Below are 23,440 nucleotides of genomic sequence, written 5' to 3'. Positions count from 1 at the left end.
TGGTGGCGGCCCTCGCCCACCCTCTAGGGTGAGGGTCGCCGAAGCCTCGGAGAAGTCGACCCTCACCTGCCCTCGGCGGGCATCGCCGACGGCGCCGTCGACCCTCCCGCATGCGGACGCCCCACCGGATGCGCGGCCCGGCTCCATCCCCAGTCACCAGGAACGGAGACCGCACCGCCATGACCCGCCGATCCCTCTCTCGCAGCCCCCTCGCGCCCCGCCCACTGTCCACCGACGGGGCCCGTCGGCCCGAGCCCGCCCGTCGGCCCAGCCGCCGCTCGCTGCTGGCCGGAGCGGCCGCGGCCCCCATCGGCCTCGCGCTCGCCGCCTGCGGAGGAGCCTCCTCGGCGGACGAGACCGCCTCCGACGCCGGCGGCGACTCCGAGGACGGCGCCTTCCCCGTCACCATCGAGCACGCGCTCGGCACCGCCGAGATCACCGAGAAGCCCCAGCGCATCGTCACCCTGGGCCAGGGGTCCACCGAGACCTGCATCGCGCTGGGCACCATCCCCGTGGGCGTCGAGGACTACGCCTGGGGCGCCGACGACTCCGGTCAGCTGCCGTGGGTGCACGAGGCCATCGACGAGAAGAAGGGGAAGCTGCCGGAGCTCATCACCGGCTCGACCGAGCTCGACACCGAGGCGATCCTCGCGCTCACCCCCGATCTGATCCTCGCCCCCTGGTCCGGGATCACCAAGGAGCAGTACGACGTCCTCAAGGACATCGCCCCCACGGTCGCCTACGAGAAGGAGGCGTGGGTGATCACCTGGGAGCAGCAGATCACCACGATCTCCACGGCCCTCGGCCTGCCCTCGAAGGCCGACGAGCTCATTGCGGGCATCAAGGACGAGTTCGCCTCCCGCCGGCAGGAGGAGTGGGAGGACGTCACGTTCTCCTTCATCTACAACTCCGGGAAGGGCACGCTGGGCGTCTTCTACCCCGACGAGCAGCGCGTCGCCATGGTCAGCGCACTGGGCCTCACCGTGGATCCCATCAAGGACGAGATCTCGAAGTACGAGGTCGAGGGCACGGACTCGGCCATGATCGGCCTCGAGAACGCCGACATGCTCGACGACTCCGACCTCATCTTCACGTTCTACTCGGACGAGAAGAACCGCAAGGAGGTCGAGGCGCAGCCGCTGTACGCGGACATCCCTGCGATCAAGGCCGGCGCGATCGTCGCCCCGACCGACCAGGCGTTCGTCACGGGCTCCTCGATGATCAACCCGCTCACCGTCCCGTGGGCGCTCGAGCGCTACGTCCCGCTGATCGAGAAGGCCGTCGCGAAGGTCTGATCGTGAGCACCGCGGTCTCGTCCGATCCGAGCACCCGCCCCGCCGACGGCGCGGGGCGGGTGCTCCTCGGCGGCAGGCGCCGGCTCCCACCGCCCGCCGCGATCGCGCTCGCGGTGCTGCTCGTGCTCGCGGTGTGCCTTGCCAGCGTGTGCCTCGGCGCCCGGGCCGACGACCCCGGCCAGCTGCGCGCCGCCCTGCTGGGGCGCGGCGAGGAACGGATGGAGCTCATCGTGCACGGCCGCGCCGTGCGCACCCTCGTCGGACTCGCCGTGGGCGCGGCGCTCGCGCTCTCCGGCCAGCTCATCCAGGCCCTCACCCGCAACCCCCTCGGCGAGCCGGGGCTGCTGGGCGTCACCTCCGGCGCCTCCTTCGCGATCGTGCTGGTCACCGCCGTCCTCGGGACGGTCAGCACGCAGGTCGCGGCGCTCGCCGCGATCCCCGGGGCCCTGCTCGCCGTGCTCGTCGTCCACCTCGTCTCGCGCCCCGCGGGCACCTCCTCCGTGGTCCCGCTCGTGCTCGCCGGCGCCGTGGTCAGCGCCGTGCTGGGCGCCATCGTGCAGGGGATTATCCTGCGCATGCCCGCCGTCTTCGACTCCTACCGCTACTGGGTCGTCGGCTCCCTGACCGGTGCCGACCTCACCACCCTCACGACCGTCGCCCCCGTGATGCTCACGGGGCTGGTCATCGCGATCCTCATCGCCCCGGCCCTGAACACCCTCGCCCTCGGCGACGACGTCGCGATCTCGCTCGGCTCCCCGGTGCGCCTCGTGCGCGGAGCCGGGATCATCGCCGCCGGACTGCTCGCCGCGGGAGCGACCGCCGCCGCGGGCCCCATCGCCTTCGTCGGCCTCGCCGTCCCGCACCTCGTGCGCGGCCTCGTCGGCGCCGACCACCGCTGGCAGCTCCCCCTCAACCTGCTGCTCGGGGCCGCCCTGCTGGTCGCCTCCGACGTCCTCGCGCGCGTCCTCATCCGACCCGAGGAGCTCATGGTCGGCGTCGTCACCGCCTTCGTGGGCGCCCCGTTCCTGCTGCTGGCCGTGCGCCGCGGGGCGGTGACCGACCGATGAGCACCGTCCCCGCGCCTCCCGCCGAGCGCGACGCGCGCCGCTCCGAGCTCCGCCCGACCCGGGCACCGCTCCCGCCGGGGCTCCGCAACGTGCTGCTCGCCCTCGTCCTGGCCGCGATCGCCGTCGCGGCCGGGGCCGTCACCCTCGCCCGCGGCGACCTCGGCGTCGGCCCGTCGGACATCCTGAAGGTGCTCGAGGGCGGGGGCGACCGCCGCGCCGAGATCATCCTGACCCGCATGCGCGGGCCGCGCGTGCTCGTCGGCGCGGGCGCCGGGGCCGCGCTCGGCCTGGCCGGCACCCTCTTCCAGACCGTCACCCGCAACCCGCTGGGGAGCCCCGACGTGATCGGGCTGGGCGCGGGCGCCGGCGCCGGCATCGCCCTGGTCTCCCTCGTCTCCGACGGGCCCGCCCCCACCTGGATGGGCGCGCTCGCCGGCTCGGCGATCGCGATCGGCCTCGTGCACGCGGCGACCGGACGCGGCTTCGCCTCGCCCTCGCGGCTGATCATCGCCGGGATCGGCGTGGCCGCGATGGCGCTCGCCCTCACCCAGTACGTGGTGGCCGTGGTCCTGCGCGACGCCGGCTCCCAGCTCGCCGGGCAGCTCGTGGGCTCCCTGAACTCCCGCAGCATGCAGCACGCGGCGATGATCGGCATCGTCCTGCTGGTGTGCGCGCCGCTCGCCGGTCTGCTGCGCCACGACCTCACCGTCATGGACATGGGCGACGAGATGGCCGACGCCCTCGGCGCCGGCGCCGTGCGCACCCGCACGAGCGCGATCATCCTGTCGGTGCTGCTGTGCGCGGGGGCCGTCGCGGTCGCCGGGCCCATCGCCTTCGTCGCGCTCGCCGCGCCGCACATCTCCCGCAGCACCCTGCGCCTGCCCGGCCCCCACCTGCTGGTCTCCGCCCTCGTGGGCGCCGTGATCCTGCTGGTCTCCGACCTCGCCGTGCAGGCCGTGCCCCTGCTCGACGGGCTTCCCGTGGGCGTGACCACCGCCGGGTTCGGCGGCGTCTACCTGGGCATCCTGCTGATCGGCACCTGGAGGAGGAACAGCGCATGAGCACAGGACAGGAGTCCGCCCCGGCCCCGGCTCTCTCCCTCGAGGGCGTGAGCGTCGGCTACGGGGAGAAGACGGTCCTCGCCGACCTCGGCCTCGAGGTGCCCGCGGGCCGCTTCACCGCGGTGATCGGCCCGAACGGCTGCGGCAAGTCCACGATGCTCAAGGCCATGGCGCGGACGCTGCCCGTGCGCTCCGGGCGGATCCTCCTCGACGGCGAGCCGCTGGAGGCCCAGCGCTCCCGGGCGGTCGCACGGCGTCTGGCGATGCTCCCGCAGGAGCCCGTCGTGCCCGACGGCATCACCGTGCGCGGTCTCGTGGACCGCGGGCGCCACCCGTACCGCTCCGCGCTGCGCCGACGGCTCCCGGGCGACGGCGAGGCCGTGGACGCCGCGATGGCCGCCACCGGCGTGGCCGAGCTCGCGGACGTGCAGGTCACGGACCTCTCCGGCGGGCAGCGTCAGCGCGTGTGGATCGCGCTCGTGCTCGCACAGCAGACGGCGCACGTGCTGCTCGACGAGCCCACGAGCTTCCTCGACGTGGCCCACCAGATCGAGGTCCTCCACCTGTGCCAGGACATGCGCGCGAGCGGCCGCACCGTCCTCGCCGTCCTCCACGACCTGAACCAGGCCGCCCGCTACGCCGACGAGCTCGTGGTCCTCCACGAGGGCCGGCTCGTCGTCCAGGGCGCCCCGGCCGACGTCCTCGACGAGCAGCTGCTCGCCGACGTCTTCGACCTCGACGCCCAGGTGGCCCCGGATCCGCAGAGCGGCACGCCGATGGTGGTGCCGCGCCTGCGGCAGTCGGCTCAGGCCGGCTGAAGCAGGTGATGCCGCGGACTCGCCCGGTGGCGGCCGGCGGCGCGGCGGTGCTCCTGCCGAATGCGATCGTGACGCAGGGCGGCCTCGGCCAGGTGCTGACGACGACGATCCTCGGCGCGGCGCTCGGCGCGGATCCGCTGGAGCTCCTCGAGGGCGCCGGGATCCCCGAGGTCGGCATCGAGCGGACGGTAGGTGATCAGGTGCGTGCTCATGTCCCGACCCTCCCGCGCCCGGCCCTCGTCCTCCCCGTGATCGGGCTGTGCCGTCGCTGTGGACGGGACGCGGCGCCGGGTGCCGGGGCGATCCGTGCGACCGGTGCGTGAGGTGCCGCTGGTCGCGGGGCGGGGAGCGGGGCCGTCGCGGTGGGGAGCGGAGTCGTGGCGGAAGCGGCGGAGCAGGTCGTCGAAGAACATGCCTCAAGGCTCGCGCCGCGCGGGCATCCTGCACATCGCTCCGCGGTCGCCTGCGGCTCGGACCGCGGGTGGATCCCTCCGAGGCGCGCGCCCTACCGCGGAGTGAGCACCGGGTGCCCGAACTGCGGGTTCACCGCGGGACCGGTCCCGGGGAACCGGTCCTGCGGGAGGGGAGCCCGGAGGTCACGGCTGCAGGCGCACGCGCTCCCAGGCGCCCGCGGTGGGAGCGGCGGATCCCGAGCCGTCCGCCGCTGCGGCCCCGTCGGCCCACCGGTAGACGATGCGGTCGTGCATGCGGCCGCCGCGGCCCTGCCAGAACTCGATGCGGTCGGGCACGAGGCGGTACCCGCCCCAGTGCGGGGGACGGGGGATCTCCTCCTCGTCGGCGAAACGAGCCTCGACCTCGGCGTACTGCGCGTCGAGCTCCTCCCGCGTGCCGATCTCCCGGGACTGGTGGGAGGCCCAGGCGCCCAGCTGGGAGGCGCGCGGTCGACGCGCCCAGTAGGCGTCGGACTCGGCGTCGGCCACGTCCTCGATGCGCCCGTCGACCCGCACCTGCCGCTGCAGCGGGTACCAGGGGAACAGCATGGTCGCCCACGGGTCGGCGGCGATCTGCTCGCCCTTCGCAGAGTCCTTGTTCGTATAGACCACGAATCCCGCGGCGTCGTGCGCCTTCAGCAGCACGGTGCGCGAGCGCGGGCGGGGGTCCCCGTCCTCGGTGCGGTCGACGGTGGAGAGCACGAGCGCGGTGGGATCCGGCAGGTCGCCGCGCTCCTCGCGGCGCGTGAACGCCTCCTGCATCCAGACGTCGAACAGCCCCATCGGGTCCGCGGGGGCGGCGTCGGCCAGGGAGCCGCCGAGGTAGTCGTTGCGGTCGTCCGCGAGATCCGGGACCGGGTGCGAGTCGCTCATGCCCCATGAGTACGCCTGCGGGTCGCGGCGCGCAACACGGTCCGCCGCGCGCGGCGACGCCCGTGCCGCATCATGACGGCGCCGCTGTCCCACGTCACGATTCGGCCACGGGATCGACCCTTCGTGCACAGGACGCGACCCTCGCGCGCACCGGGTGCTAGGTTTCCGTCCACCATGCGCCGTGGGGCACAGGTCACATTCGCGCCCAGCGCCCGCCCCGCCCCCGTCACCCCCCATCGGAGGATCCCCATGTTCGACGCAGCTCTCACTCCTCGCCGCCGCACCGTGCTGCTCGGTCTCGCCGGCGTCCCGGTGCTGCTGACCGCCTGCGCCCAGACCAGCGACGACGGCGGCGACGGCGGTGGCGGGGGTTCGTCGGACTCGCTCACCGTGGGCACCACCGACAAGGTGACCGCGCTCGACCCGGCCGCGGCGTACGACAACGGCTCCTCGACGGTGTGGACCCAGGTCTACGGCTACCTGCTGAACACGAAGATCGGCTCGAAGGACGGCAAGCCCGAGCCGGACCTCGCCGAGTCCGCCGAGTTCTCCTCGGACACCGTGTTCACCGTGAAGCTCCAGGAGGGCCTCACCTTCGCCAACGGCAACGAGCTGACCAGCGAGGACGTGAAGCACACCTTCGACCGCCAGCTCGCGATCGCGGACCCCAACGGCCCCTCGAGCCTGCTCGCGAACCTCGAATCGGTCGAGGCGAAGGACGACCTCACCGTCGAGTTCCACCTCAAGGAGCCCAACGACCAGACCTTCCCCTACGTGCTCACGAGCCCCGCCGGCCCGATCGTCGACAAGGACGTCTTCCCGGCCGACAAGGTCCTCGCGGACGACGAGATCGTCAAGGGCAAGGCCTTCAGCGGTGCCTACCAGATCGCCAGCTGGAAGCTCAACGAGCTGGTCGCCTTCCAGGCGTTCGACGGCTACAAGGGGATCTACGGGAAGCCGAAGACCTCGGACGTGTCCCTGAAGTACTACGCCGACCAGAACAACATGAAGCTCGACATCCAGCAGGGCAACGTCGACTGCGTGTTCCGCTCGCTCTCGGCGACCGACATCGAGGACCTCAAGAAGGACTCGAAGGTCGCCGTGCACGACGGCCCCGGCGGCGAGATCCGCTACATCGTCTTCAACTTCGACACCATGCCCTACGGCGCGAAGACGAAGGACGCGGACGCGAAGAAGGCCCAGGCCGTGCGGCAGGCCGCCGCGGACCTCATCGATCGCCAGGCGATCGCGACCTCGGTCTACAAGGACACCTACACCCCGCTGTACTCGTACATCCCCGAGGGTCTGCCGGGCGCGGGCGACCAGTTCAAGACCATGTACGGCGACGGCTCGGGCAAGCCCGACGCGGCCAAGGCGAAGAAGCGCCTGTCCGACGCCGGCGTCGAGACCCCCGTGAAGCTCAGCCTGCAGTACAACCCCGACCACTACGGCAGCTCCTCGGGCGATGAGTACGCGGCCGTGAAGTCCCAGCTCGAGGCCGGCGGCCTGTTTGCCGTGGACCTGCAGTCCACGGAGTGGGTCCAGTACTCCAAGGACCGCACGGCCGACGTCTACCCGGCGTACCAGCTGGGCTGGTTCCCCGACTACTCGGACGCCGACAACTACCTCTCGCCGTTCTTCATCAAGGACAACTTCCTGGCCAACCACTACGACAACGCCGAGGTGCAGAAGCTCATCGAGCAGCAGCGCGGCACCCAGGACGCCGCCGAGCGCGAGAAGCTCTTCGTCGAGATCCAGGACAAGGTGGCCACGGATGTCTCGACCCTGCCGCTGCTGCAGGGCGCCCAGATCGCCGTGTCCACGAAGGATCTGCAGGGCGTCACCCTCGACTCGTCCTTCAAGCTCCGCCTCGCGCCGCTCGCTCCGTGACCGCGGACCTCACGCGCAGCGCCACGGACGAACCGGCCGACGCGGGCCCGTCGGGCTCGTCGGCCCCCTCCGCGACCGCCGGCCGCGGCCGGCGCGGCGGCGGGGGACTGGGTCGCTACATCCTCACGCGCTTCCTGCTGATCATCCCCACCGTGCTGATCCTGATGACGGTCGTCTTCTTCCTCATGCGGATCACCGGCGACCCGATCACCGCGGCGCTCGGCGGGCGCCTGACCCCCGATCAGCTCGCCCAGCGCCGCGCCGAGGCCGGCTACGACCGGCCGCTGATCATCCAGTACCTCGACTACCTGTGGGGCGTGGTCCGCGGCGACTTCGGCACCACCTACACCGACCGCACGCCCGTGGCGAAGATCCTCACGGAGTACGGCGGGGCGACCGCGGAGCTCGTCGTCTACGCGGTGGTCGTGGCGCTCGTGATCGGGGTGCCGCTCGGCATGCTCGCGGCCCGCGCCCGGGACCGCTGGGGCGACCTCGCCCTGCGCGTCCTCGCGATCCTCGGCTACGCGACCCCGGTGTTCTTCGTGGGGCTGCTGCTCAAGCTCGTGTTCTCCGTGGGCCTGGGCTGGCTCCCGGTCGCCGGGCGCATCTCCAGCCGGGGCGAGCTGACCATGGGGAAGATCCTGAACCCCACCCCGTTCTACCTGCTGGACGCGATCCGCCTGGGTGACGCCTCGCTGCTGTGGGACGTCATCAGCCACGCGATCCTGCCCGCGATCGCGCTGGGCCTTCTCACCGGCGGGATCTTCCTGCGCCTGGTGCGCACGAACATGATCGGCACCCTCGAGATGCCCTACGTCGACTCCGCGCGCTCCCGCGGCGTGCGCGAGTCGCGCCTGACCACGCGACACGCCCTGCGCCCCGCCTTGATCCCGATCATCACCGTGATGGGCATGCAGATCGCGATGATGCTGGGCGGCGCGGTGCTCACCGAGACCACCTTCGAGTGGAAGGGCCTGGGATACATGCTCGCCGAGTACATGACCGCCCGCGACTACGTCGCCGTGCAGGGCATCGTCATGATGCTCGCGGTCATCGTCGCGATCTCGAACTTCCTGGTCGACGTGATCGCCGCCCTCATCGACCCCCGAGTGAGGTACTGAGATGACGATCCCCCCGCCCCAGCCTCCCGGCGAGTCCGCCTCCGCCCAGGAGGGCACCGAGCTCGCCGCCGAGGCCGCCGTCGTCTCCGCCACGGCCCGCGAGCGCTGGTACCTGCGCCTGCCGATCATCAGCCATCTGCGCCGCAGCGTCGGCCTGCAGCGGGGCATGCTCGTCGCGGGCCTCGTGCTCGTGCTCGGCCTCCTGGCGACGGCGCTGTTCGCGCCGCTGCTCGCGCCCTACGGCTTCGCCGAGACCTCGGCCGACGGCGCCTCCTTCGGCACCCAGCAGCCGCCGTCGGGCGCGCATCCGCTGGGCACCACCGTCGCCGGCTACGACGTGCTCTCGCGCGTCATCTGGGGCACGCGGACGGCCGTGGCCGTGATGGCCTGCGCGGTCGTGCTGTCCCTGTTCATCGGGGTCGCGCTCGGACTGATCTCCGGATACGTGGGCGGCTGGCTCGACCGGATCCTGGTGATGCTGGCCGACGCGATCTACGCCTTCCCCTCCCTGCTGCTCGCGATCGTCATGTCGATCGTGATCTCCGGCGGCCAGTCGAGCGCGGGCGGCGGCATCCTCGCCGCAGCCGTCTCGATCACCGTGGTGTTCGTGCCCCAGTACTTCCGGGTCATCCGCGCCGAGGTGGTGCGGCTGAAGGCCGAGCCCTTCGTCGAGGCCGCGAAGGTCATCGGCACCGGGCACCGGCGCATCATGGGCACGCACCTGCTGCGCAACTCCACCCGCACCCTGCCGCTGATCTTCACCCTCAACAGCTCCGAGGCGATCCTGACGCTCGCCGCGCTGGGCTTCCTGGGCTTCGGCATCGAGCCGACGAGCGCCTCCGAATGGGGCTACGACCTCAACCGGGCCATGGCCGACGCGACCTCCGGCATCTGGTGGACGGGCCTGTTCCCCGGCCTCGCGATCGTCGCCGCCGTGCTCGGCGTGACCCTCGTGGGCGAGTCCATCAACGACCTCAACGACCCGCGCCTGCGCGTGCGGCGGAAGCGGCGGGGCGGCCCCGCAGGAACCACCTCGACGGAGGCCACGGCATGAGCGAGATAATCGACGAGCGCACGAGCGGATCCGCGAGCGCTCCGGCGCGTCTCGCGATCCGCGACCTCGACGTCACGTTCGCGACCGACGCCGGGGAGGTCCACGCGGTCGACGGCGTCAGCCTCGAGGTCGCCCCTGGCGAGATCCTCGCCGTCGTCGGCGAATCGGGCTCGGGCAAGTCCGTGACCGCGCGCAGCATCCTGGGCCTGCTGCCGGAGACCGCCGAGGAGTCCGGCGCCGTCCTGGTCTCCGGCACCGACGTCGTCGGCCTCAGCGGCGCGCGCCTGCGCGCGCTTCGCGGCGAGGACGTCTCGATGGTCTTCCAGGAACCCTCGAGCGCACTGAACCCGGTGTTCCCGATCTGGTGGCAGATGGGGGAGGGGCTGCGCGCCCACCAGCCGAAGCTCACGCGCAAGCAGATCCGCGCGAAGGCGATCGAGGCGCTCACGGCCGTCGGCATCCCCGACCCGGCCGAGCGCATCGACCGCTACCCGCACGAGTTCTCCGGCGGGCAGAAGCAGCGCATCATGATCGCGATGGCCCTCGCCCTCGAGGCGGAGCTCATCGTGGCCGACGAGCCCACCACCGCCCTCGACGTCACCGTGCAGGCCGAGATCCTGGACCTGCTGCGCGACGTGCGCGACCGCTTCGGCACCTCGATCATCGTCATCACCCACAACATGGGGGTCGTCGCCGATCTCGCCGACCGCGTGGCCGTCATGCACCACGGCCGCGTCATCGAGCAGGCGGGCGTGCGCGAGCTGTTCGCCGAGCCCCGCGAGGAGTACACGCGGAACCTGCTCGAGGCCGTCCCGCACCTGGGGCGCCGCAGCGCTTGGAGCGCCCTGTCCCGCGAGCAGCAGGAGACGATCGAGTCCGCCGAGCCGCTGGTGACCGCGAAGAACCTGGTCATCGAGTATCCCGGCCGACTGGGACGACCCGCCTTCCGCGCGGTCGACGGCGTGGACCTCGCCATCCGCCGCGGCGAGGTCTTCGGCCTGGTGGGGGAGTCCGGCTCGGGCAAGACCTCCATCGGCCGCACCATCGCGGGCCTGGAGAAGGCGACGGGCGGCAGTCTCACGGTGCTGGGCCACGAGATGCTGGGCCTGCGCGAGCGGGCCTTCAAGCCCGTGCGGCGCCGCATCGGCTTCGTCTTCCAGGACCCCGCGACCTCCTTCAACCCGCACCTGACCATCGAGGAGTGCATCGCCGAGCCGCTCGCCGTGCACGAGCGCGGCCTGTCCGCCCAGGCGCGCTCGCAGAAGGTGGGGGAGCTGCTCGAGGCCGTCGAGCTGCCAGCCGGGCACCGCCGCCGCTACCCGCACGAGCTCTCGGGCGGGCAGCGACAGCGCGTCTCGCTCGCGCGCGCCCTCGTGCTGGATCCCGAGCTGCTCATCGCCGACGAGCCGACGAGTGCGCTCGACGTGTCCGTGCAGGCCACGGTGCTCGAGCTGTTCCGCGACCTGCAGGAGCGCCTGGGATTCGCGGCGCTGTTCATCAGCCACGACCTCGCCGTCGTCGACTCCCTCGCCCACCGCATCGGCGTCCTCTACCGCGGTCGTCTCGTGGAGCAGGGGCACGGCCCGGACGTGCTGCAGGACCCGCAGGACCCGTACACGAGGCGCCTCATCGCTTCGCTGCCGGTGCCCGATCCCGTCGAGCAGGAGCGCCGCCGGAGCGCGTTCGCCCAGGAGTTCGGCCCGGCATCCGAGCGCTGACCCGCGAATCGGTGACCCGCGAATCGGTGACGCTCGGCCGCTGATGCTGCCGAGGCCGCGCCGGGCATCCCGAGGGCGCTCACGACATCGTTCCGGCGCGTCTCGACCATGACCAGCGTCGATGGGGACTTCTCCCCATGGTCGGATGTCGGTGGTCGGACCTAGTGTTCGAGGTGCCCCCACGGGGGATCGGGCTGATGCCCGGTGGGGAGCGGACGATCGGCTCCGCGCGACGGAGGGGGTCCGTCGGCGCGGGGCCGAGTTCGTCGACCGGATGAGCGGCCCGCGCGTCGTCCCGCTCCGCCCGGCCCCGCCTCGATCGCGCTGATTGGCACAGGTACCTGAAACCGTTAGTATCAGGAACGGCCGGTATCGGTATCCGCTCGGCGGTGCGCCTGCGCGCGGCACCTCCGTCGGACCCGGGGCCGGCGCCCCCACACCCGTCGAAGGAGACACCGTGCCCGAGGCCGTCATCGTCGCCGCTGCCCGCTCGCCCATCGGCCGCGCCCGCAAGGGCTCTCTCGTCTCGATCCGCCCCGACGACCTCGCCGGGCAGATGATCGGCGCGGCCCTCGAACAAGCCCCCGGCCTGGACCCCGCCACCATCGACGATCTGCAACTGGGCTGCGCGATCCCCGAGGGCTACCAGGGCGGCAACCTCGCCCGCACCGTCGCGATCCGCCTGGGCCTGGACACCGTGCCGGGCGCCACCGTCACCCGCTTCTGCGCCTCGAGCATCCAGACCACCCGCACCGCCTTCCACGCGATCCGCGCGGGCGAGGCGCACACGGTGATCTCCGCCGGCGTCGAGTCCATCTCCATGAGCAGCGGGAAGCTCATGGAGGAGGACGACCGCGACCCGCTGTTCCGCGACGCCTGGGAGCGCACCGACAAGCGCGCGAGCCGCGAGATCCCCGCCCCGTGGCACGACCCCCGGGAGGACGGCGACCTGCCCGACCCGTACATCCTCATGGGCCAGACCGCCGAGAACGTCGCCGAGCTGCGCGGCATCACCCGCGAGGCGCAGGACGAGTACGCCGTGCGCTCGCAGAACCGCGCCGAGGCGGCCATCGCCTCCGGCTTCTTCGACCGCGACATCACGCCGGTCACCCTTCCCGACGGCACCGTCGTCTCCGCCGACGACTCCCCGCGCGCGGGCGTCACCTACGAGTCCGTCTCCCAGCTCGACCCCGTCTTCCGTCCCGGCGGGACGATCACGGCGGGCAACTGCTGCCCGCTGAACGACGGCGCCGCGGCGCTCGTCGTCATGTCCGACGAGCGCGCCCGCGAGCTCGGCCTCACCCCGCTCGCGCGGGTCGTCTCCACCGGCGTCTCCGGTCTCAGCCCGGAGATCATGGGCCTCGGCCCCGTCGAGGCCACCCGCCGCGCGCTCGACCTCGCCGGGATGAGCATCGGCGACATCGACCTCGTCGAGCTCAACGAGGCCTTCGCCGCCCAGGTCATCCCCTCGGCCGACGACCTCGGCATCGACCACGACAAGCTCAACGTCCACGGCGGCGCGATCGCGCTCGGCCACCCCTGGGGCCAGACCGGCGCCCGCATGACCACCACCCTCATCCACGGCCTGCAGGAGCGCGACGGCGCGCTGGGCCTGGCCACGCTGTGCGTCGGCGGCGGCCAGGGCATGGCCCTGATCCTCGAGAGGATGTCCTGATGACCACGACCGACCACCCCGGCCAGCCCCAGACCCTTCCGGCCCCGAGCACCGACGCGGGCGCCGCCCGCACCGAGCGCGCCGGCGACGCCGCGACCGGCATCGGCCCCGGCCCCGTCGTCTCGGCCCCCGACCCGACCGCCGCGACCCCGGCCGAGCTGCTGCCGATCCAGGCCGACCACTTCGCCCTCTTCCAGGACGTCGCCGGAGAGGACCTGCGGGCATGGGCCGACGCCCGCCGCCTCGCGGAGGACCTCGAGCGCCTGAACGAGGCATGGGATCGCGCCGAGTACCCGACCGAGCTGATCGCGAAGCTCGGCGACCTCGACCTGCTCACCGACGGCCTCGACGTCCCCGGGCACCGCGCGCTCAGCCCGCTCGCGGCGGGCCTGGTGAACATGGAGCTCTCCCGGATCGACGGGTCGCTCGGCACCATGGTCGGCGTCCAGGGCGGTCTCGCCCTGCGCTCGATCGTGCTGCTGGGCTCCGATGCGCAGAAGGAGCGCTGGGTCGAGCCCCTGGTCGCCGGCCGCGAGTTCGGCGCCTTCGCCCTCACCGAGCCCGACCACGGCTCCGACTCCGTCTCGCTCGAGACCGCCGCCCGGCGCGACGGCGACCAGTGGGTGCTCAGCGGCCAGAAGCGCTGGATCGGCAATGGCGTGAACGGCCACGTCTCCGTGGTCTGGGCGCGCGTCGACGACCCGAGCGACGAGACGCTGCACGGCCAGGTCTCCGGGTTCCTCGTCGCCCAGGACCTCCCCGGATACGAGGCCGAGGTCATCACCGGCAAGGTCGCCCTGCGCGCCATCCACCAGGCGCACATCCGCCTGGACGACGTGCGCGTGGGGCTGGATGCGCGCCTGCCCGGTGCGCGCTCCTTCAAGGACACCTCGAAGGTCCTCTTCGCGACCCGAGCGGGCGTCGCCTGGGGCGCCCTCGGACACGCCACCGCGTGCTACGAGGCGGCCCTCGAGCACGCGCGCACCCGCATCCAGTTCGGCAGGCCCCTCGCCAAGGCGCAGAACGTGCAGGTGCGCCTCGCGGACATGCTGCAGACCCTCACCTCCATGCAGCTGTACTGCGTGCGCCTGGCCCAGCTCGAGACCGCGGGGACGATCAGCCCCGAGCAGGCGTCCCTCGCCAAGGTGCACAACACCCGCGCCGCCCGCGAGATCGCCTCGAACGCCCGCGACCTCCTCGGCGGCTCCGGCATCCTGCTCGAGAACCGCGTGGTGCGGCACCGCAGCGACATCGAGGCCCTCCACACCTACGAAGGCACCGACACCATGCAGTCCCTCATCGTCGGCCGGAAGGTGACCGGGGTCAGCGCCTTCGTGTGACGTGATGACCGGCCCGCGTGAGGGGGCGGGCCGGTCCGCGGGTCGACGCGCGAGGGCGTGGGCCGACGCGTGGGGGCGGGTGCGGGCCCGCCGGGCCGCGGGATACTGCCGCCATGGACTTCGATGTCGACGACGCCGCCACCCTGATGACGCTGCTGGACGAGAAGCGCCCGAGGCGCGTCACCCAGTCCCTGCTCTCGGGCTGGGACATGCTGCAGGCCGACGTCCCCACCCGCGAGCGGATCGAGAGCGCGGCCGCCGTCCTCGTGGGCACCGGCCTCGCCACGGTCGACGCGGACTGGGGGATGCAGCTCACCGCCGAGGGCGCACGGATCCGCCGTGCGGTGCCCGGTCGCCTCGGCATGCGGCAGGTTCCGGGGATCCTCGGTGCGCAGCTGCGGGAGAGGGGCGTCTCGCGCGCCGACTTCGTCCTGCCGTCCTCCCTCTACGACGCGGCGTTCACCGCGTACATGGACGTCGCCGCGCGTCGTCGGGAGCGTGCCTACCGCCGGCACTGGTGGGAGACCTGGAAGCCCCGTCGGCAGAAATGAGAGAGCCGCTGTGATCCCGCTCCGATCCCAGCTCAGTGCCCGAGATCAGCGCCTTCGCCGATCGTCACGTTCGCGCATCTCTCCCGGTATTCATCTTCGGTGAGGCGGAGTGCGCCGGGCTTGTAGACGGGGTCATCTTCTTGGCGCCCACCCGCTGGCCCCCAAGGGTTCTGCATGATCACGTGTCCGTCGTCAGTGACCTCTTCGACCACGTGCACGTGTTCGGAGCTTCTCCCCATGGCCCGTGCTTGCGGGCTGTTGACGTTCAGTCGACACTGTTCCCGACGGGCCGTCAGGACGGCCAACGAGGAGGAGAGCATGCCTGCGTCTGCGAACCAGCGCTTGGGTCGGCGGAAGGCGGTGCTGCTCACCGGCGGAGCGGCCGTGTCAGTGGTCGTGTCCGGGGGCCGTGGTGAGGCGACGACGTCGGATGCCGGCGGTCAGGACGAAAGACCCATGTCTGTGAGCTCGAGGTCCCCGCAGGATGCGGTGGCCGAGGCCACCAGACTCCTTGACGATGCGCAGCAGGCGCTCGACGACGAGTTCGACGCCCCCACCTGGAGGGAAGATCCTTCGAACCCGGCGCCGAAGAGTGCGGATGGAAACTGCGTCTGGCGCGTGCCGTCCAGGATCTGCGACGACTACCTGGCGAAGGACTCCGCGGACGACCAGCGGATCGCCGACGCGCTGAACTCCGCGCTCGTGGCGCACGGGCTGCCGAAGGCCCCCGCCGTCGACGGTGGAACGGGCGGATGGGCGACCACGTCGAGCAGTGCAGACGGGGTCACGTTCGAATTCCGCTCGAAGGGGGTCACCGAGCTGTCCGTCTCGGTCGCGTTCGCAGGCGACTGCACCGAGGTGAGCGACGGCGCCTGATGAAGGCGCGTTCGGCCTGGGACGCAGCGTGCTCGAGGACCCGCGGAAGACGCGGGACGCGGCTTTCCCGTATCAGGGGTGGAGCGAGGGGTCGCCCTCTGAGGGCGAGGCGCAGTCGGACGGAGTACGGCCGACATCCACGACACGGCATCTGCTCTCGGAGCGGGAACCGTTCTCCCAGGCGGAATGAGGGGGTCTAAGCACGCGCCTCACCATCGGCGGACCTGAGATCACGGCGCCCGGTCACCGCATCGCGGCGATCTCCTCGTCCGAGTGCAGGATGCAGAACTCGTTCCCCTCGGGATCGGCCAGCACCACCCAGCCGCTGCCGGGACCGTGGATGCCGCGCAGATCGTCCACCTGCGTCGCGCCCAGCTCGAGCAGGTGCGCCAGCTCCTGGTCCTGCGGGTCGCGACGCGGACGCAGGTCCAGGTGCAGGCGGTTCTTGATGGACTTCGCCTCGGGCACCTCGAGGAACAGCAGGGTGTGGCCGGTCTCGGGATCGTGGATCGCGCACTCCTCGTGGCCCGGGAAGTTCGGGTCCTCGGGATCGTCGACGTACCCGAGCATCTTCTTCCAGAACTCCGAGAGCTCGAACGCGTTCGCGCAGTCGATGGACGTATGGGAGACATAGCTCGTCATGGCCCCATCGAACGCCGGTGATGCGTGGGCGGCAAGGGGATTGCCGTCGGTGGTGCCGATGGCCCTCGGCGGGGTCAGCTCTCGAGGTGCCTGCCGGCTCCATCGGCCCAGAAGTCGAAGGCGTTCGCACCCCACATCCGTCGGTACTTCTCGAGGAACTCCGGAAGCAGCCAGACCCGCTGGGCGAGCTGAGGATGCTGAGGCTGACGCACCATCGCCCAGAAGGCGAACATCAGCTCGGCGGCATCGGACTCGAAGATGTAGCGCACCCGGCCGCGGTCCGAGCTGTCACCGATCATCGCGAACTGGCGACGGTTGACCATCTTCGCGCTCACGATGGCGTCCCACGGCCAGGGGAGGATGTCCGTCGGCGTGGCCAGATAGATGCCGTACTGGTTGACGTAGGCCATGCCGCCGTCGATGTGGCGCCAGCGCTCGGTCGCGGCCTCTGCTGCGGCCGCTCGGCGCCTGCTGTTGCCCATCGCCTGGCCCGCAAGGTGACCGGCGGTCATCGCGAGGCCGAGCCCGCCGGTCGTGAAGAACATGCTCGAGTCCTGCTGGTACGTGCCGTCGCCGAGCGCTTGGTAGGAGTGCAGCGCAGAGGGCGCCGCCAGCACGATCCTGTTGTCGGGGTAGGTTCCCGCGACCGCGAACTCCACGGGCAGGCCGTCGACCACATGGAACTCATCGTGCTCGACGGCGTAGATGATCTGGGCCGTGCGCAGGAGGATCGCGTCGCGTGCGGTCCACGTCTCGTGCTCCGAGGGCATGGGCTGCGGCCGACTCATCTCAGCAGTGTAGGCAGATCATCGGACGTCGGCGGGTGCGTCCCGCACCCGACGGCGCCGTCGGTCCGCTGGCTCGTGCCGCTCTCGGTCCGCCGATCGCCCCTCGTCGGCCTCGACTTAGAGTCACCTGACCGGTGACGGCGGTCACAGCTCCTCGTCACAGCGCCCGTGTTCGGGTCATCGCGACCATAAGGTCTCCGCAACCGTAAAGGTCCGCGTGACTTTAACTGGAGGTGACCGCTGTGGCCGATCCCGTCTCCCTCGCCGTCTCGACGGTGATCTTCGCGCTGCGCCCCCATCCCAGCACCCGTCTGCCGGTGCTCTGGGTCCCGCTCGTGCGCCGTATCCGCGACCCCCACCAGGGGAAATGGGCACTTCCCGGAGGTCCGCTCGGCGCCAGCGAGGGGCTCGCGGCATCGGCGGGCCGGACGCTGCGGGAGACCACGAGGCTCACCCCGCGCTATCTCGAGCAGCTCTACGCCTTCGGGAGCCTGGACCGTGCACCGTCGGCCGCGGAGCGCACCGTCTCGGTCGTCTACTGGGCGCTGGTGCGCTCCGAGGAGGCCGACGCGAGCCTCGAGTCGGTCAACGTGCGCTGGTTCGTCGCGGACGAGCTGCCCGAGCTCGCCTTCGACCACTCGCTCATCGTCGAGTACGCGCTGTGGCGACTGCGCAACAAGGTCGAGTACTCCCGCATCGCGGCGGCCTTCCTGGGGGAGGCCTTCACCCTCGCCGAGCTGCGCGCCGTCCACGAGGCCGTGCTGCGCAGGCGCCTGGACCCCGCGAACTTCCGTCGTCAGATGGAGGCGAGCGGACGCCTCGTCCCCACGGGCGAGTACCGCGCCGGCGGCCGTCACCGCCCCGCGCAGCTCTTCCGCCATGACGAGTCCATCCACCTCGCCGACAACGGCCCGCTCACCGGCCTCTGACCGGCACCCATCGCCCCAGCACTCATCGCCCCATCGCCCCACCGCACACCCTGGAGAACCCGATGACCACCACCGCCTCGGTCGACCTCACCATCCGCGACATCTCGACGGGCGCCGCCCGCGGCAGCACCTGCTCGACCGCGCTGCTGGACGCGCCGTGGGACGTGGACGCCGGGCCCTCCACGTACGGCCCCGGCGCCTCCCAGGCCGATCCGATCCCGGGCGCCGCGCCCCGCCAGGGCGGCATCCCCGAGAGCTACCGGCAGGCGAGCCGCGAGGAGCTCTACCGGCGCATCCGCGCCGCGAAGGCCGAGCTGGGGGACAGGGTCGTGGTGCTCGGCCACTTCTACCAGCGCGACGAGGTCGTGCAGTACGCCGACTACGTGGGCGATTCCTTCCAGCTCGCGAACGCCGCGAAGGCCCGCCGAGAGGCGGAGGCGATCATCTTCTGCGGCGTGCACTTCATGGCAGAGACCGCCGACCTCCTCTCCGGCCCCGAGCAGGCGGTCATCCTGCCGAACCTCGCCGCCGGCTGCTCGATGGCCGACATGGCCGACATCGACCAGGTCGAGGAGTGCTGGGAGCAGCTCATGGAGGTCTACGCCGACGAGCTCGGCGGGACGGACGCGTCGGGCGCCGCCGACGGAGCGCGCGCGGTCGACGGGGACGACGTACTCGCCCCCGTCATCCCCGTGACCTACATGAACTCCTCCGCGGCGATCAAGGGCTTCGTGGGCCGCCACGGCGGGATCGTGTGCACGTCCTCGAACGCGGCGACCGTGCTCGAGTGGGCCTTCGCGCGCGGCCGACGCGTGCTGTTCTTCCCCGATCAGCACCTGGGCCGCAACACCGCGAGGGCGATGGGGATCCCGCTCGAGCAGATGCCGATGTGGAACCCGCGCCGCCCGCTCGGCGGCAACGACGAGCAGACCCTGCGCGACGCCCGGGTCGTGCTCTGGCACGGTTTCTGCTCGGTTCACAAGCGCTTCACCACCGCCCAGATCGACAAGGCCCGCGCGGAGCATCCCGGCGTGCGCGTGATCGTCCACCCCGAGTGCCCCATGCCCGTGGTCGATGCGGCCGACGAGGCCGGCTCCACGGACTACATCCGCAAGGCCATCGAGGCGGCCGAGGAGCCCACGACCTTCGCGATCGGCACCGAGATCAACCTCGTCCAGCGTCTGGCCGCGCAGCATCCGCAGCACACGATCTTCTGCCTGGATCCTGTGGTGTGCCCGTGCTCGACGATGTACCGGATCCACCCCGGCTACCTCGCCTGGGCCCTCGAGTCCCTGCTCGAGGGCGAGGTCATCAACCGCATCACCGTCGGCCCCGACGTCGCCGATCCCGCCCGCCTCGCCCTCGAGCGCATGCTCGCCGCGAAGCCGGGGGCCGTCAGCGGCGGAACGACCGGAGCGACCGGAGCAGCCTCAGCGACCGGCGCGGCCGCAGCAGCGACCGGCACTCCGTCCGGCGCGGCGCGCGCATGACCCGCGTCCTGCGGGCCGACGTGCTCGTCGTCGGCTCGGGCATCGCAGGTCTGACGGCCGCCCTGCGCGTCGCCCGCACCTGCCGCGTGGTGCTCGTGACCAAGGGGGCGATCGACGACTCGGCGACCGCGAAGGCCCAGGGCGGGATCGCCGGAGCCCTGGCCCCGGAGGACTCGCCCGCACAGCACGCCGCCGACACGCACGTCGCGGGGGCGGGGCTGTGCCTCGAGGACGCCGTGCGCGTGCTCTGCGAGGAGGGACCGGACCGGATCCGCGAGCTCATCGACCTCGGAGTCGTCTTCGACCGGGTCGAGGGGGACGCCGAGGACCCCGACCTCCCGTACGCGATGGGCCTGGAGGGCGCGCACTCGCGGCCCCGCATCCTGCATGCCGGAGGGGATGCGACCGGTCGGTCGATCGAGGATGCCCTGGTCGGCTCCGTCCGACGCGCACCGATCGAGGTGCTCGAGCGGACGGCGCTCGTCGATCTGCTGGTCACCGAGCCGCGCAGTGCCCTGCCCGGACCCGGCGCCGCACGGGTCTCTGACACTCCGGGCGTTCCCGCGGGAACACCTTGTCCCGCCGCGCGGGACGAGGAGTATCAGTCCGCGAATTGTGGCGAGCGCGGGCACGAGCGCGCGCCCCGCGTCGTCGGCGCCGCATTCCTCGGTGCCGACGGGGCCCCGCTCGAGGTCCGCGCGGACGGGGTGGTCCTCGCGACCGGCGGCGCCGGGCAGCTCTACTCCCACACCACGAACCCCGAGGTCGCCACGGGGGACGGCGTCGCCGCCGCCTGGCGCGCAGGCGCGTGCGTCGCCGACCTCGAGTTCGTGCAGTTCCACCCCACGGCCCTCACCGGGAGCGCCTTCCTCGTGTCCGAGGCCGTGCGCGGTGAGGGCGCCGTCCTGCGCGATGCGGAGGGCCGGCGGTTCATGCCCGACATCGACCCGCGCGCCGAGCTCGCGCCCCGCGACGTGGTCGCCCGGGCCATCGCCCACGTCATGGCCGCTCAGGACGGGCGCCCCGCCCTGCTGGACGCGACGGACATCGGCCGCGCCGAGCTCGCCCGGCGTTTCCCGACCATCGATGCCGCCGTGCGCTCGGCGGGGCTCGACTGGGCATCCCAGCCGATCCCGGTGACCCCGGCCGCGCACTACGCGATGGGCGGGATCCGCACCGACCTCGACGGGCGCACGAGCCTCCCGGGCCTGTTCGCCGCGGGAGAGTGCGCCTGCACCGGCGTGCACGGCGCGAACCGCCTGGCCTCGAACTCCCTGCTCGAGGGCGCCGTGTTCGGTGCGCGCGCCGGAGAGATCGCGGCTGTCGAGGCCGCCGGGTCGGCTGCTGGGTCGGGCGCTGAGTCCCACGAAGTACCCGCCGCAGCCTTCGCGGCGCTCGCCGCGGTGCCTGCAGCGGGGCCCGCATGGACACGCCGCGACCTGCAGGAGCTCATGTGGGAGCACGTGGGGCTGCTGCGCACGGGCGATCAGCTCGCGCACGCCGCCCGTGTCCTGGACGGCTGGGCCGCCCCGACGCCCAGCACCGTCGCGGCGATCGAGGATCGCAACCTCCTGCATCTCGCCCGCCTCACGGTCGCCGCGGCCCGCGCGCGCGCCACCTCCGCAGGCGCCCACCACCGGCTCGACGACCCGTCCGCGCCGGAGGCGTTGCCCGCGCCCGCGCTCGAACCCCATACCGCCCCCGCCGCCCGCACCCTCCAGGAGGCCCACGCATGCTGACCACCGCCCACATCGACCGCGTCGTCGCCGCGGCGCTCGCCGAGGACGCGCCCTGGGGCGACGCCACCGGCGAGGCCTTCCTCCCCGCGGACGCCCACGCCGCGGCGCAGCTCACCGCCCGCGAGGCAGGAGTGCTCGCAGGCATCGACGTGGTCCGCGCCGCCTTCCGGCTCACGGACACGTCGGTCCAGGTCACCGCTCATGCAGCCGACGGGGACTCCTTCACCGCCGGCCAGGTGCTCGCCGAGATCGAGGGGCCCGCGCGCGCCGTGCTCCAGGCGGAGCGGATCGCCCTGAACTTCGCCCAGCGCATGTCGGGCATCGCGACGCTCACCCGCGCCTTCGTCGACGCGGTCGCGGGGACCGGTGCACGCATCACCGACACCCGCAAGACCACTCCCGGCCTGCGCGCCTTCGAGCGCCATGCGGTGCGCTGCGGCGGCGGTGTGAACCACCGCTTCTCCCTCTCCGACGGCGTGATGGCCAAGGACAACCACCTCGCCGTGCTGCGCAGTCAGGGCCTCGATCTCACCGAGGCGATCCGCGCCGCCCGCGAGCGCCTCGGGCACATGACGCGGCTCGAGGTCGAGGTGGACCGCATCGACCAGATCGAACCCGTCCTCGCCGGCGGCGTCGATGTCATCATGCTCGACAACTTCTCGCTCGCCGACCTCGAGCGCGGTGTGGAGATCGTCGGCGGCCGCGCGATCGTCGAGGCCAGCGGCAACGTCACCCTCGAGACCGTCGGCGACATCGCCCACACGGGCGTCGACGTGATCTCCTCCGGCGCCCTCACCCATTCGGTGCGCAGCCTCGACCTGGGGCTCGATGCGACGGTGAGCGCCGCCCGGTGATGCTGTATCTCGACGCCGCCGCGACCGACGCGGTGCGGCGCGAGGCCCTCGAGGCGGCGTGGCCCTATCTGACCGGCGTGTTCGGCAACCCCTCGAGCCATCACAGCGCGGGGGAGGCCGCCGCCGCGGGGCTCGCCGACGCCCGCTCCCGGGTCGCGTCCGTGCTGGGTGCTCGCCGCAGCGACGTCACCTTCACCAGCGGGGGCAGCGAGGCCGCGAACCTCGCGATCAAGGGGCTGGCACTGGCGAACCCGCGAGGGAAACACCTGGTCACCTCGCCCATCGAGCACGAGGCCGTCCTCGGCAGCATCGATCACCTGCGGCGCGTGCACGGCTTCGAGGTCTCGTTCGTGACCCCGTCGGCCGACGGGACGATCACCCCCGAGGCCCTGCGCGAGGAGCTGCGCGAGGACACCACCCTGGTCTCCCTCGCGTACGCGAACAACGAGGTGGGGGCCGTGTCGGACGTGCCCGCGCTCGCCGAGGAGGCGCACCGGGTCGGCGCCCTCCTGCACACCGACGCCGTCCAGGCGGCAGGCTGGCTCGACCTGCGCGGGCTCGGCGCGGACGCGCTGACGATCTCTGGCCACAAGCTCGGCGCGCCCAAGGGGATCGGCGCCGCGATCATCCGCGGCCGCCTGCCGCTCGAACCCCTCGTCCACGGAGGCGGGCAGGAGGGCGGCCGACGCTCGGGCACCGAGAACGTCGCCTTCGCGGTCGCGCTCGCGACCGCGCTCGAGCTCGCCGAGTCCGAACGCGAGGACACGGCGGCCCGGCTCGCACCGCTCCGCGACGCCTTCATGGCCCGTGTCCTCGCCGCCTATGAGGGCGCGCTGGTCACGGGGCCGACTGCGGGGGCCACGAGGGCGGATCATCCGCCGACCGCGGAGCGGCCTGACCGGCGACTGCCCGGCCACGCCTCCTTCTGCTTCCCCGGGACCAGCGGCGAGTCGGTGCTGCTCGATCTCGAGGAGCACGGCGTCATCGCCTCGAGCGGCTCCGCGTGCGCGGCCGGCAGCGACGAGCCCTCGCACGTGCTCACGGCGCTCGGCATCCCGCGCGAGGTGGCGCAGACGGCCGTGCGCTTCAGCTTCCCCCGCGGTGCCGACGCGCAGACCCTGGAGGCCGCGACCGCGGCGGTGGAGCAGGTGCTGGACGGGCGGTGAGGCACGCGCGGAGTGCGGCACCCGGTGTCCGGCTCCCAATG

At 72.4% G+C, this 23,440-nt stretch carries 22 protein-coding genes; 17 read left to right on the top strand and 5 right to left on the bottom strand.

Features of this window, described 5'->3' with window-relative positions:
* Positions 1 to 179: 179 nt before the first annotated feature.
* The 4 genes from I8D64_RS09955 to I8D64_RS09940 are packed head-to-tail and all read left to right on the top strand — an operon-like array spanning position 180 to position 4,241.
* Positions 180 to 1,295, top strand: coding sequence for an iron-siderophore ABC transporter substrate-binding protein (locus I8D64_RS09955; protein WP_200502343.1), 1,116 nt, complete (start codon positions 180 to 182; stop codon positions 1,293 to 1,295).
* A gap of 2 nt (positions 1,296 to 1,297) precedes the next feature.
* Entirely contained in the window at positions 1,298 to 2,362 is a 1,065-nt protein-coding gene (locus I8D64_RS09950; protein WP_200502342.1) for an iron chelate uptake ABC transporter family permease subunit, read from the top strand.
* Complete coding sequence (locus I8D64_RS09945; protein ID WP_200502341.1) at positions 2,359 to 3,423, top strand: FecCD family ABC transporter permease; 1,065 nt, start codon at positions 2,359 to 2,361, stop codon at positions 3,421 to 3,423. The genes I8D64_RS09950 and I8D64_RS09945 overlap by 4 nt, the downstream gene beginning before the upstream one ends.
* Positions 3,420 to 4,241: an ABC transporter ATP-binding protein gene (locus tag I8D64_RS09940; protein WP_200502340.1), complete on the top strand. Its 822-nt coding sequence runs from the start codon at positions 3,420 to 3,422 to the stop codon at positions 4,239 to 4,241. The genes I8D64_RS09945 and I8D64_RS09940 overlap by 4 nt, the downstream gene beginning before the upstream one ends.
* Here I8D64_RS09940 and I8D64_RS09935 read toward each other — a convergent pair.
* Positions 4,229 to 4,654, bottom strand: coding sequence for a hypothetical protein (locus I8D64_RS09935; protein ID WP_200502339.1), 426 nt, complete (start codon positions 4,652 to 4,654; stop codon positions 4,229 to 4,231). The two genes, I8D64_RS09940 and I8D64_RS09935, sit on opposite strands and share 13 nt — an antisense overlap.
* A gap of 183 nt (positions 4,655 to 4,837) precedes the next feature.
* Positions 4,838 to 5,566 (bottom strand): pyridoxamine 5'-phosphate oxidase, encoded by a 729-nt coding sequence (pdxH, locus tag I8D64_RS09930; protein WP_200502338.1) that lies wholly within the window; start codon positions 5,564 to 5,566, stop codon positions 4,838 to 4,840.
* A gap of 249 nt (positions 5,567 to 5,815) precedes the next feature.
* Here pdxH and I8D64_RS09925 point away from each other — a divergent pair, with 249 nt between their 5' ends.
* From I8D64_RS09925 to I8D64_RS09895, 7 genes are all read left to right on the top strand, one after another.
* Positions 5,816 to 7,456 (top strand): ABC transporter substrate-binding protein, encoded by a 1,641-nt coding sequence (locus I8D64_RS09925; RefSeq protein ID WP_200502337.1) that lies wholly within the window; start codon positions 5,816 to 5,818, stop codon positions 7,454 to 7,456.
* Positions 7,453 to 8,577 carry an ABC transporter permease gene (locus tag I8D64_RS09920; RefSeq protein ID WP_200502336.1) on the top strand — a complete coding sequence of 375 codons (1,125 nt, stop codon included), beginning with the start codon at positions 7,453 to 7,455 and terminating at the stop codon, positions 8,575 to 8,577. The genes I8D64_RS09925 and I8D64_RS09920 overlap by 4 nt, the downstream gene beginning before the upstream one ends.
* Before the next feature lies 1 nt (position 8,578).
* Positions 8,579 to 9,631 (top strand): ABC transporter permease, encoded by a 1,053-nt coding sequence (locus I8D64_RS09915; RefSeq protein ID WP_200502335.1) that lies wholly within the window; start codon positions 8,579 to 8,581, stop codon positions 9,629 to 9,631.
* Complete coding sequence (locus I8D64_RS09910; protein ID WP_200502334.1) at positions 9,628 to 11,349, top strand: ABC transporter ATP-binding protein; 1,722 nt, start codon at positions 9,628 to 9,630, stop codon at positions 11,347 to 11,349. Before I8D64_RS09915 ends, I8D64_RS09910 begins: the two co-directional genes overlap by 4 nt.
* Positions 11,350 to 11,806: 457 nt before the next feature.
* Entirely contained in the window at positions 11,807 to 13,024 is a 1,218-nt protein-coding gene (locus I8D64_RS09905; RefSeq protein ID WP_200502333.1) for an acetyl-CoA C-acetyltransferase, read from the top strand.
* Positions 13,024 to 14,364 carry an acyl-CoA dehydrogenase family protein gene (locus I8D64_RS09900; protein WP_200502332.1) on the top strand — a complete coding sequence of 447 codons (1,341 nt, stop codon included), beginning with the start codon at positions 13,024 to 13,026 and terminating at the stop codon, positions 14,362 to 14,364. The genes I8D64_RS09905 and I8D64_RS09900 overlap by 1 nt, the downstream gene beginning before the upstream one ends.
* 113 nt (positions 14,365 to 14,477) lie before the next feature.
* Positions 14,478 to 14,915, top strand: coding sequence for a hypothetical protein (locus I8D64_RS09895; protein ID WP_200502331.1), 438 nt, complete (start codon positions 14,478 to 14,480; stop codon positions 14,913 to 14,915).
* A 32-nt stretch (positions 14,916 to 14,947) separates the two neighbouring features.
* Here I8D64_RS09895 and I8D64_RS09890 read toward each other — a convergent pair whose 3' ends face one another.
* Entirely contained in the window at positions 14,948 to 15,286 is a 339-nt protein-coding gene (locus I8D64_RS09890) for a hypothetical protein (protein ID WP_200502330.1), read from the bottom strand.
* 118 nt (positions 15,287 to 15,404) lie between these two features.
* Between I8D64_RS09890 and I8D64_RS09885 the strand changes: the two genes are divergently transcribed.
* Complete coding sequence (locus tag I8D64_RS09885; RefSeq protein ID WP_200502329.1) at positions 15,405 to 15,791, top strand: hypothetical protein; 387 nt, start codon at positions 15,405 to 15,407, stop codon at positions 15,789 to 15,791.
* 243 nt (positions 15,792 to 16,034) lie between these two features.
* On the opposite strand, the gene I8D64_RS09880 is transcribed toward I8D64_RS09885, so the two are convergent.
* A complete protein-coding gene (locus tag I8D64_RS09880) occupies positions 16,035 to 16,433 on the bottom strand; it encodes a VOC family protein (RefSeq protein WP_200502328.1) in 399 nt (132 codons plus the stop codon).
* Positions 16,434 to 16,507: 74 nt separating this feature from the next.
* Positions 16,508 to 17,221: a hypothetical protein gene (locus tag I8D64_RS09875; protein WP_200502327.1), complete on the bottom strand. Its 714-nt coding sequence runs from the start codon at positions 17,219 to 17,221 to the stop codon at positions 16,508 to 16,510.
* Positions 17,222 to 17,454: 233 nt separating this feature from the next.
* Between I8D64_RS09875 and I8D64_RS09870 the strand changes: the two genes are divergently transcribed.
* The 5 genes from I8D64_RS09870 (at position 17,455) to I8D64_RS09850 (ending at position 23,399) form a co-directional block, all read left to right on the top strand.
* Entirely contained in the window at positions 17,455 to 18,150 is a 696-nt protein-coding gene (locus I8D64_RS09870; RefSeq protein ID WP_425490290.1) for an NUDIX hydrolase, read from the top strand.
* Between the two features lie 62 nt (positions 18,151 to 18,212).
* Positions 18,213 to 19,640, top strand: a complete 1,428-nt coding sequence (nadA, locus tag I8D64_RS09865) for a quinolinate synthase NadA (RefSeq protein ID WP_200502325.1) — start codon at positions 18,213 to 18,215, stop codon at positions 19,638 to 19,640.
* Complete coding sequence (locus tag I8D64_RS09860) at positions 19,637 to 21,379, top strand: L-aspartate oxidase (RefSeq protein WP_200502324.1); 1,743 nt, start codon at positions 19,637 to 19,639, stop codon at positions 21,377 to 21,379. Before nadA ends, I8D64_RS09860 begins: the two co-directional genes overlap by 4 nt.
* Complete coding sequence (gene nadC, locus I8D64_RS09855; protein WP_200502323.1) at positions 21,373 to 22,233, top strand: carboxylating nicotinate-nucleotide diphosphorylase; 861 nt, start codon at positions 21,373 to 21,375, stop codon at positions 22,231 to 22,233. The genes I8D64_RS09860 and nadC overlap by 7 nt, the downstream gene beginning before the upstream one ends.
* A complete protein-coding gene (locus tag I8D64_RS09850) occupies positions 22,233 to 23,399 on the top strand; it encodes a cysteine desulfurase family protein (RefSeq protein ID WP_200502322.1) in 1,167 nt (388 codons plus the stop codon). Before nadC ends, I8D64_RS09850 begins: the two co-directional genes overlap by 1 nt.
* Positions 23,400 to 23,440: the final 41 nt, after the last annotated feature.

It is taken from the genome of Brachybacterium halotolerans (genome assembly GCF_016623465.1).
Taxonomy (GTDB): domain Bacteria; phylum Actinomycetota; class Actinomycetes; order Actinomycetales; family Dermabacteraceae; genus Brachybacterium; species Brachybacterium halotolerans.
Note: the sequence above shows the minus strand (reverse complement) of the source record. Positions and strands in the feature narration are given on the sequence as shown.

Bases quoted from the DNA above. Each gene is read 5' to 3' on its own strand.
- I8D64_RS09955 (WP_200502343.1), top strand. From the start codon at position 180: ATGACCCGCCGATCCCTCTCTCGCAGCCCCCTCGCGCCCCGCCCACTG.
- I8D64_RS09945 (WP_200502341.1), top strand. From the start codon at position 2,359: ATGAGCACCGTCCCCGCGCCTCCCGCCGAGCGCGACGCGCGCCGCTCC.
- I8D64_RS09940 (WP_200502340.1), top strand. From the start codon at position 3,420: ATGAGCACAGGACAGGAGTCCGCCCCGGCCCCGGCTCTCTCCCTCGAG.
- I8D64_RS09935 (WP_200502339.1), bottom strand. From the start codon at position 4,654: ATGTTCTTCGACGACCTGCTCCGCCGCTTCCGCCACGACTCCGCTCCC.
- pdxH (WP_200502338.1), bottom strand. From the start codon at position 5,566: ATGAGCGACTCGCACCCGGTCCCGGATCTCGCGGACGACCGCAACGAC.
- I8D64_RS09925 (WP_200502337.1), top strand. From the start codon at position 5,816: ATGTTCGACGCAGCTCTCACTCCTCGCCGCCGCACCGTGCTGCTCGGT.
- I8D64_RS09915 (WP_200502335.1), top strand. From the start codon at position 8,579: ATGACGATCCCCCCGCCCCAGCCTCCCGGCGAGTCCGCCTCCGCCCAG.
- I8D64_RS09910 (WP_200502334.1), top strand. From the start codon at position 9,628: ATGAGCGAGATAATCGACGAGCGCACGAGCGGATCCGCGAGCGCTCCG.
- I8D64_RS09900 (WP_200502332.1), top strand. From the start codon at position 13,024: ATGACCACGACCGACCACCCCGGCCAGCCCCAGACCCTTCCGGCCCCG.
- I8D64_RS09895 (WP_200502331.1), top strand. From the start codon at position 14,478: ATGGACTTCGATGTCGACGACGCCGCCACCCTGATGACGCTGCTGGAC.
- I8D64_RS09880 (WP_200502328.1), bottom strand. From the start codon at position 16,433: ATGACGAGCTATGTCTCCCATACGTCCATCGACTGCGCGAACGCGTTC.
- I8D64_RS09875 (WP_200502327.1), bottom strand. From the start codon at position 17,221: ATGAGTCGGCCGCAGCCCATGCCCTCGGAGCACGAGACGTGGACCGCA.
- nadA (WP_200502325.1), top strand. From the start codon at position 18,213: ATGACCACCACCGCCTCGGTCGACCTCACCATCCGCGACATCTCGACG.
- I8D64_RS09860 (WP_200502324.1), top strand. From the start codon at position 19,637: ATGACCCGCGTCCTGCGGGCCGACGTGCTCGTCGTCGGCTCGGGCATC.
- nadC (WP_200502323.1), top strand. From the start codon at position 21,373: ATGCTGACCACCGCCCACATCGACCGCGTCGTCGCCGCGGCGCTCGCC.
- I8D64_RS09850 (WP_200502322.1), top strand. From the start codon at position 22,233: ATGCTGTATCTCGACGCCGCCGCGACCGACGCGGTGCGGCGCGAGGCC.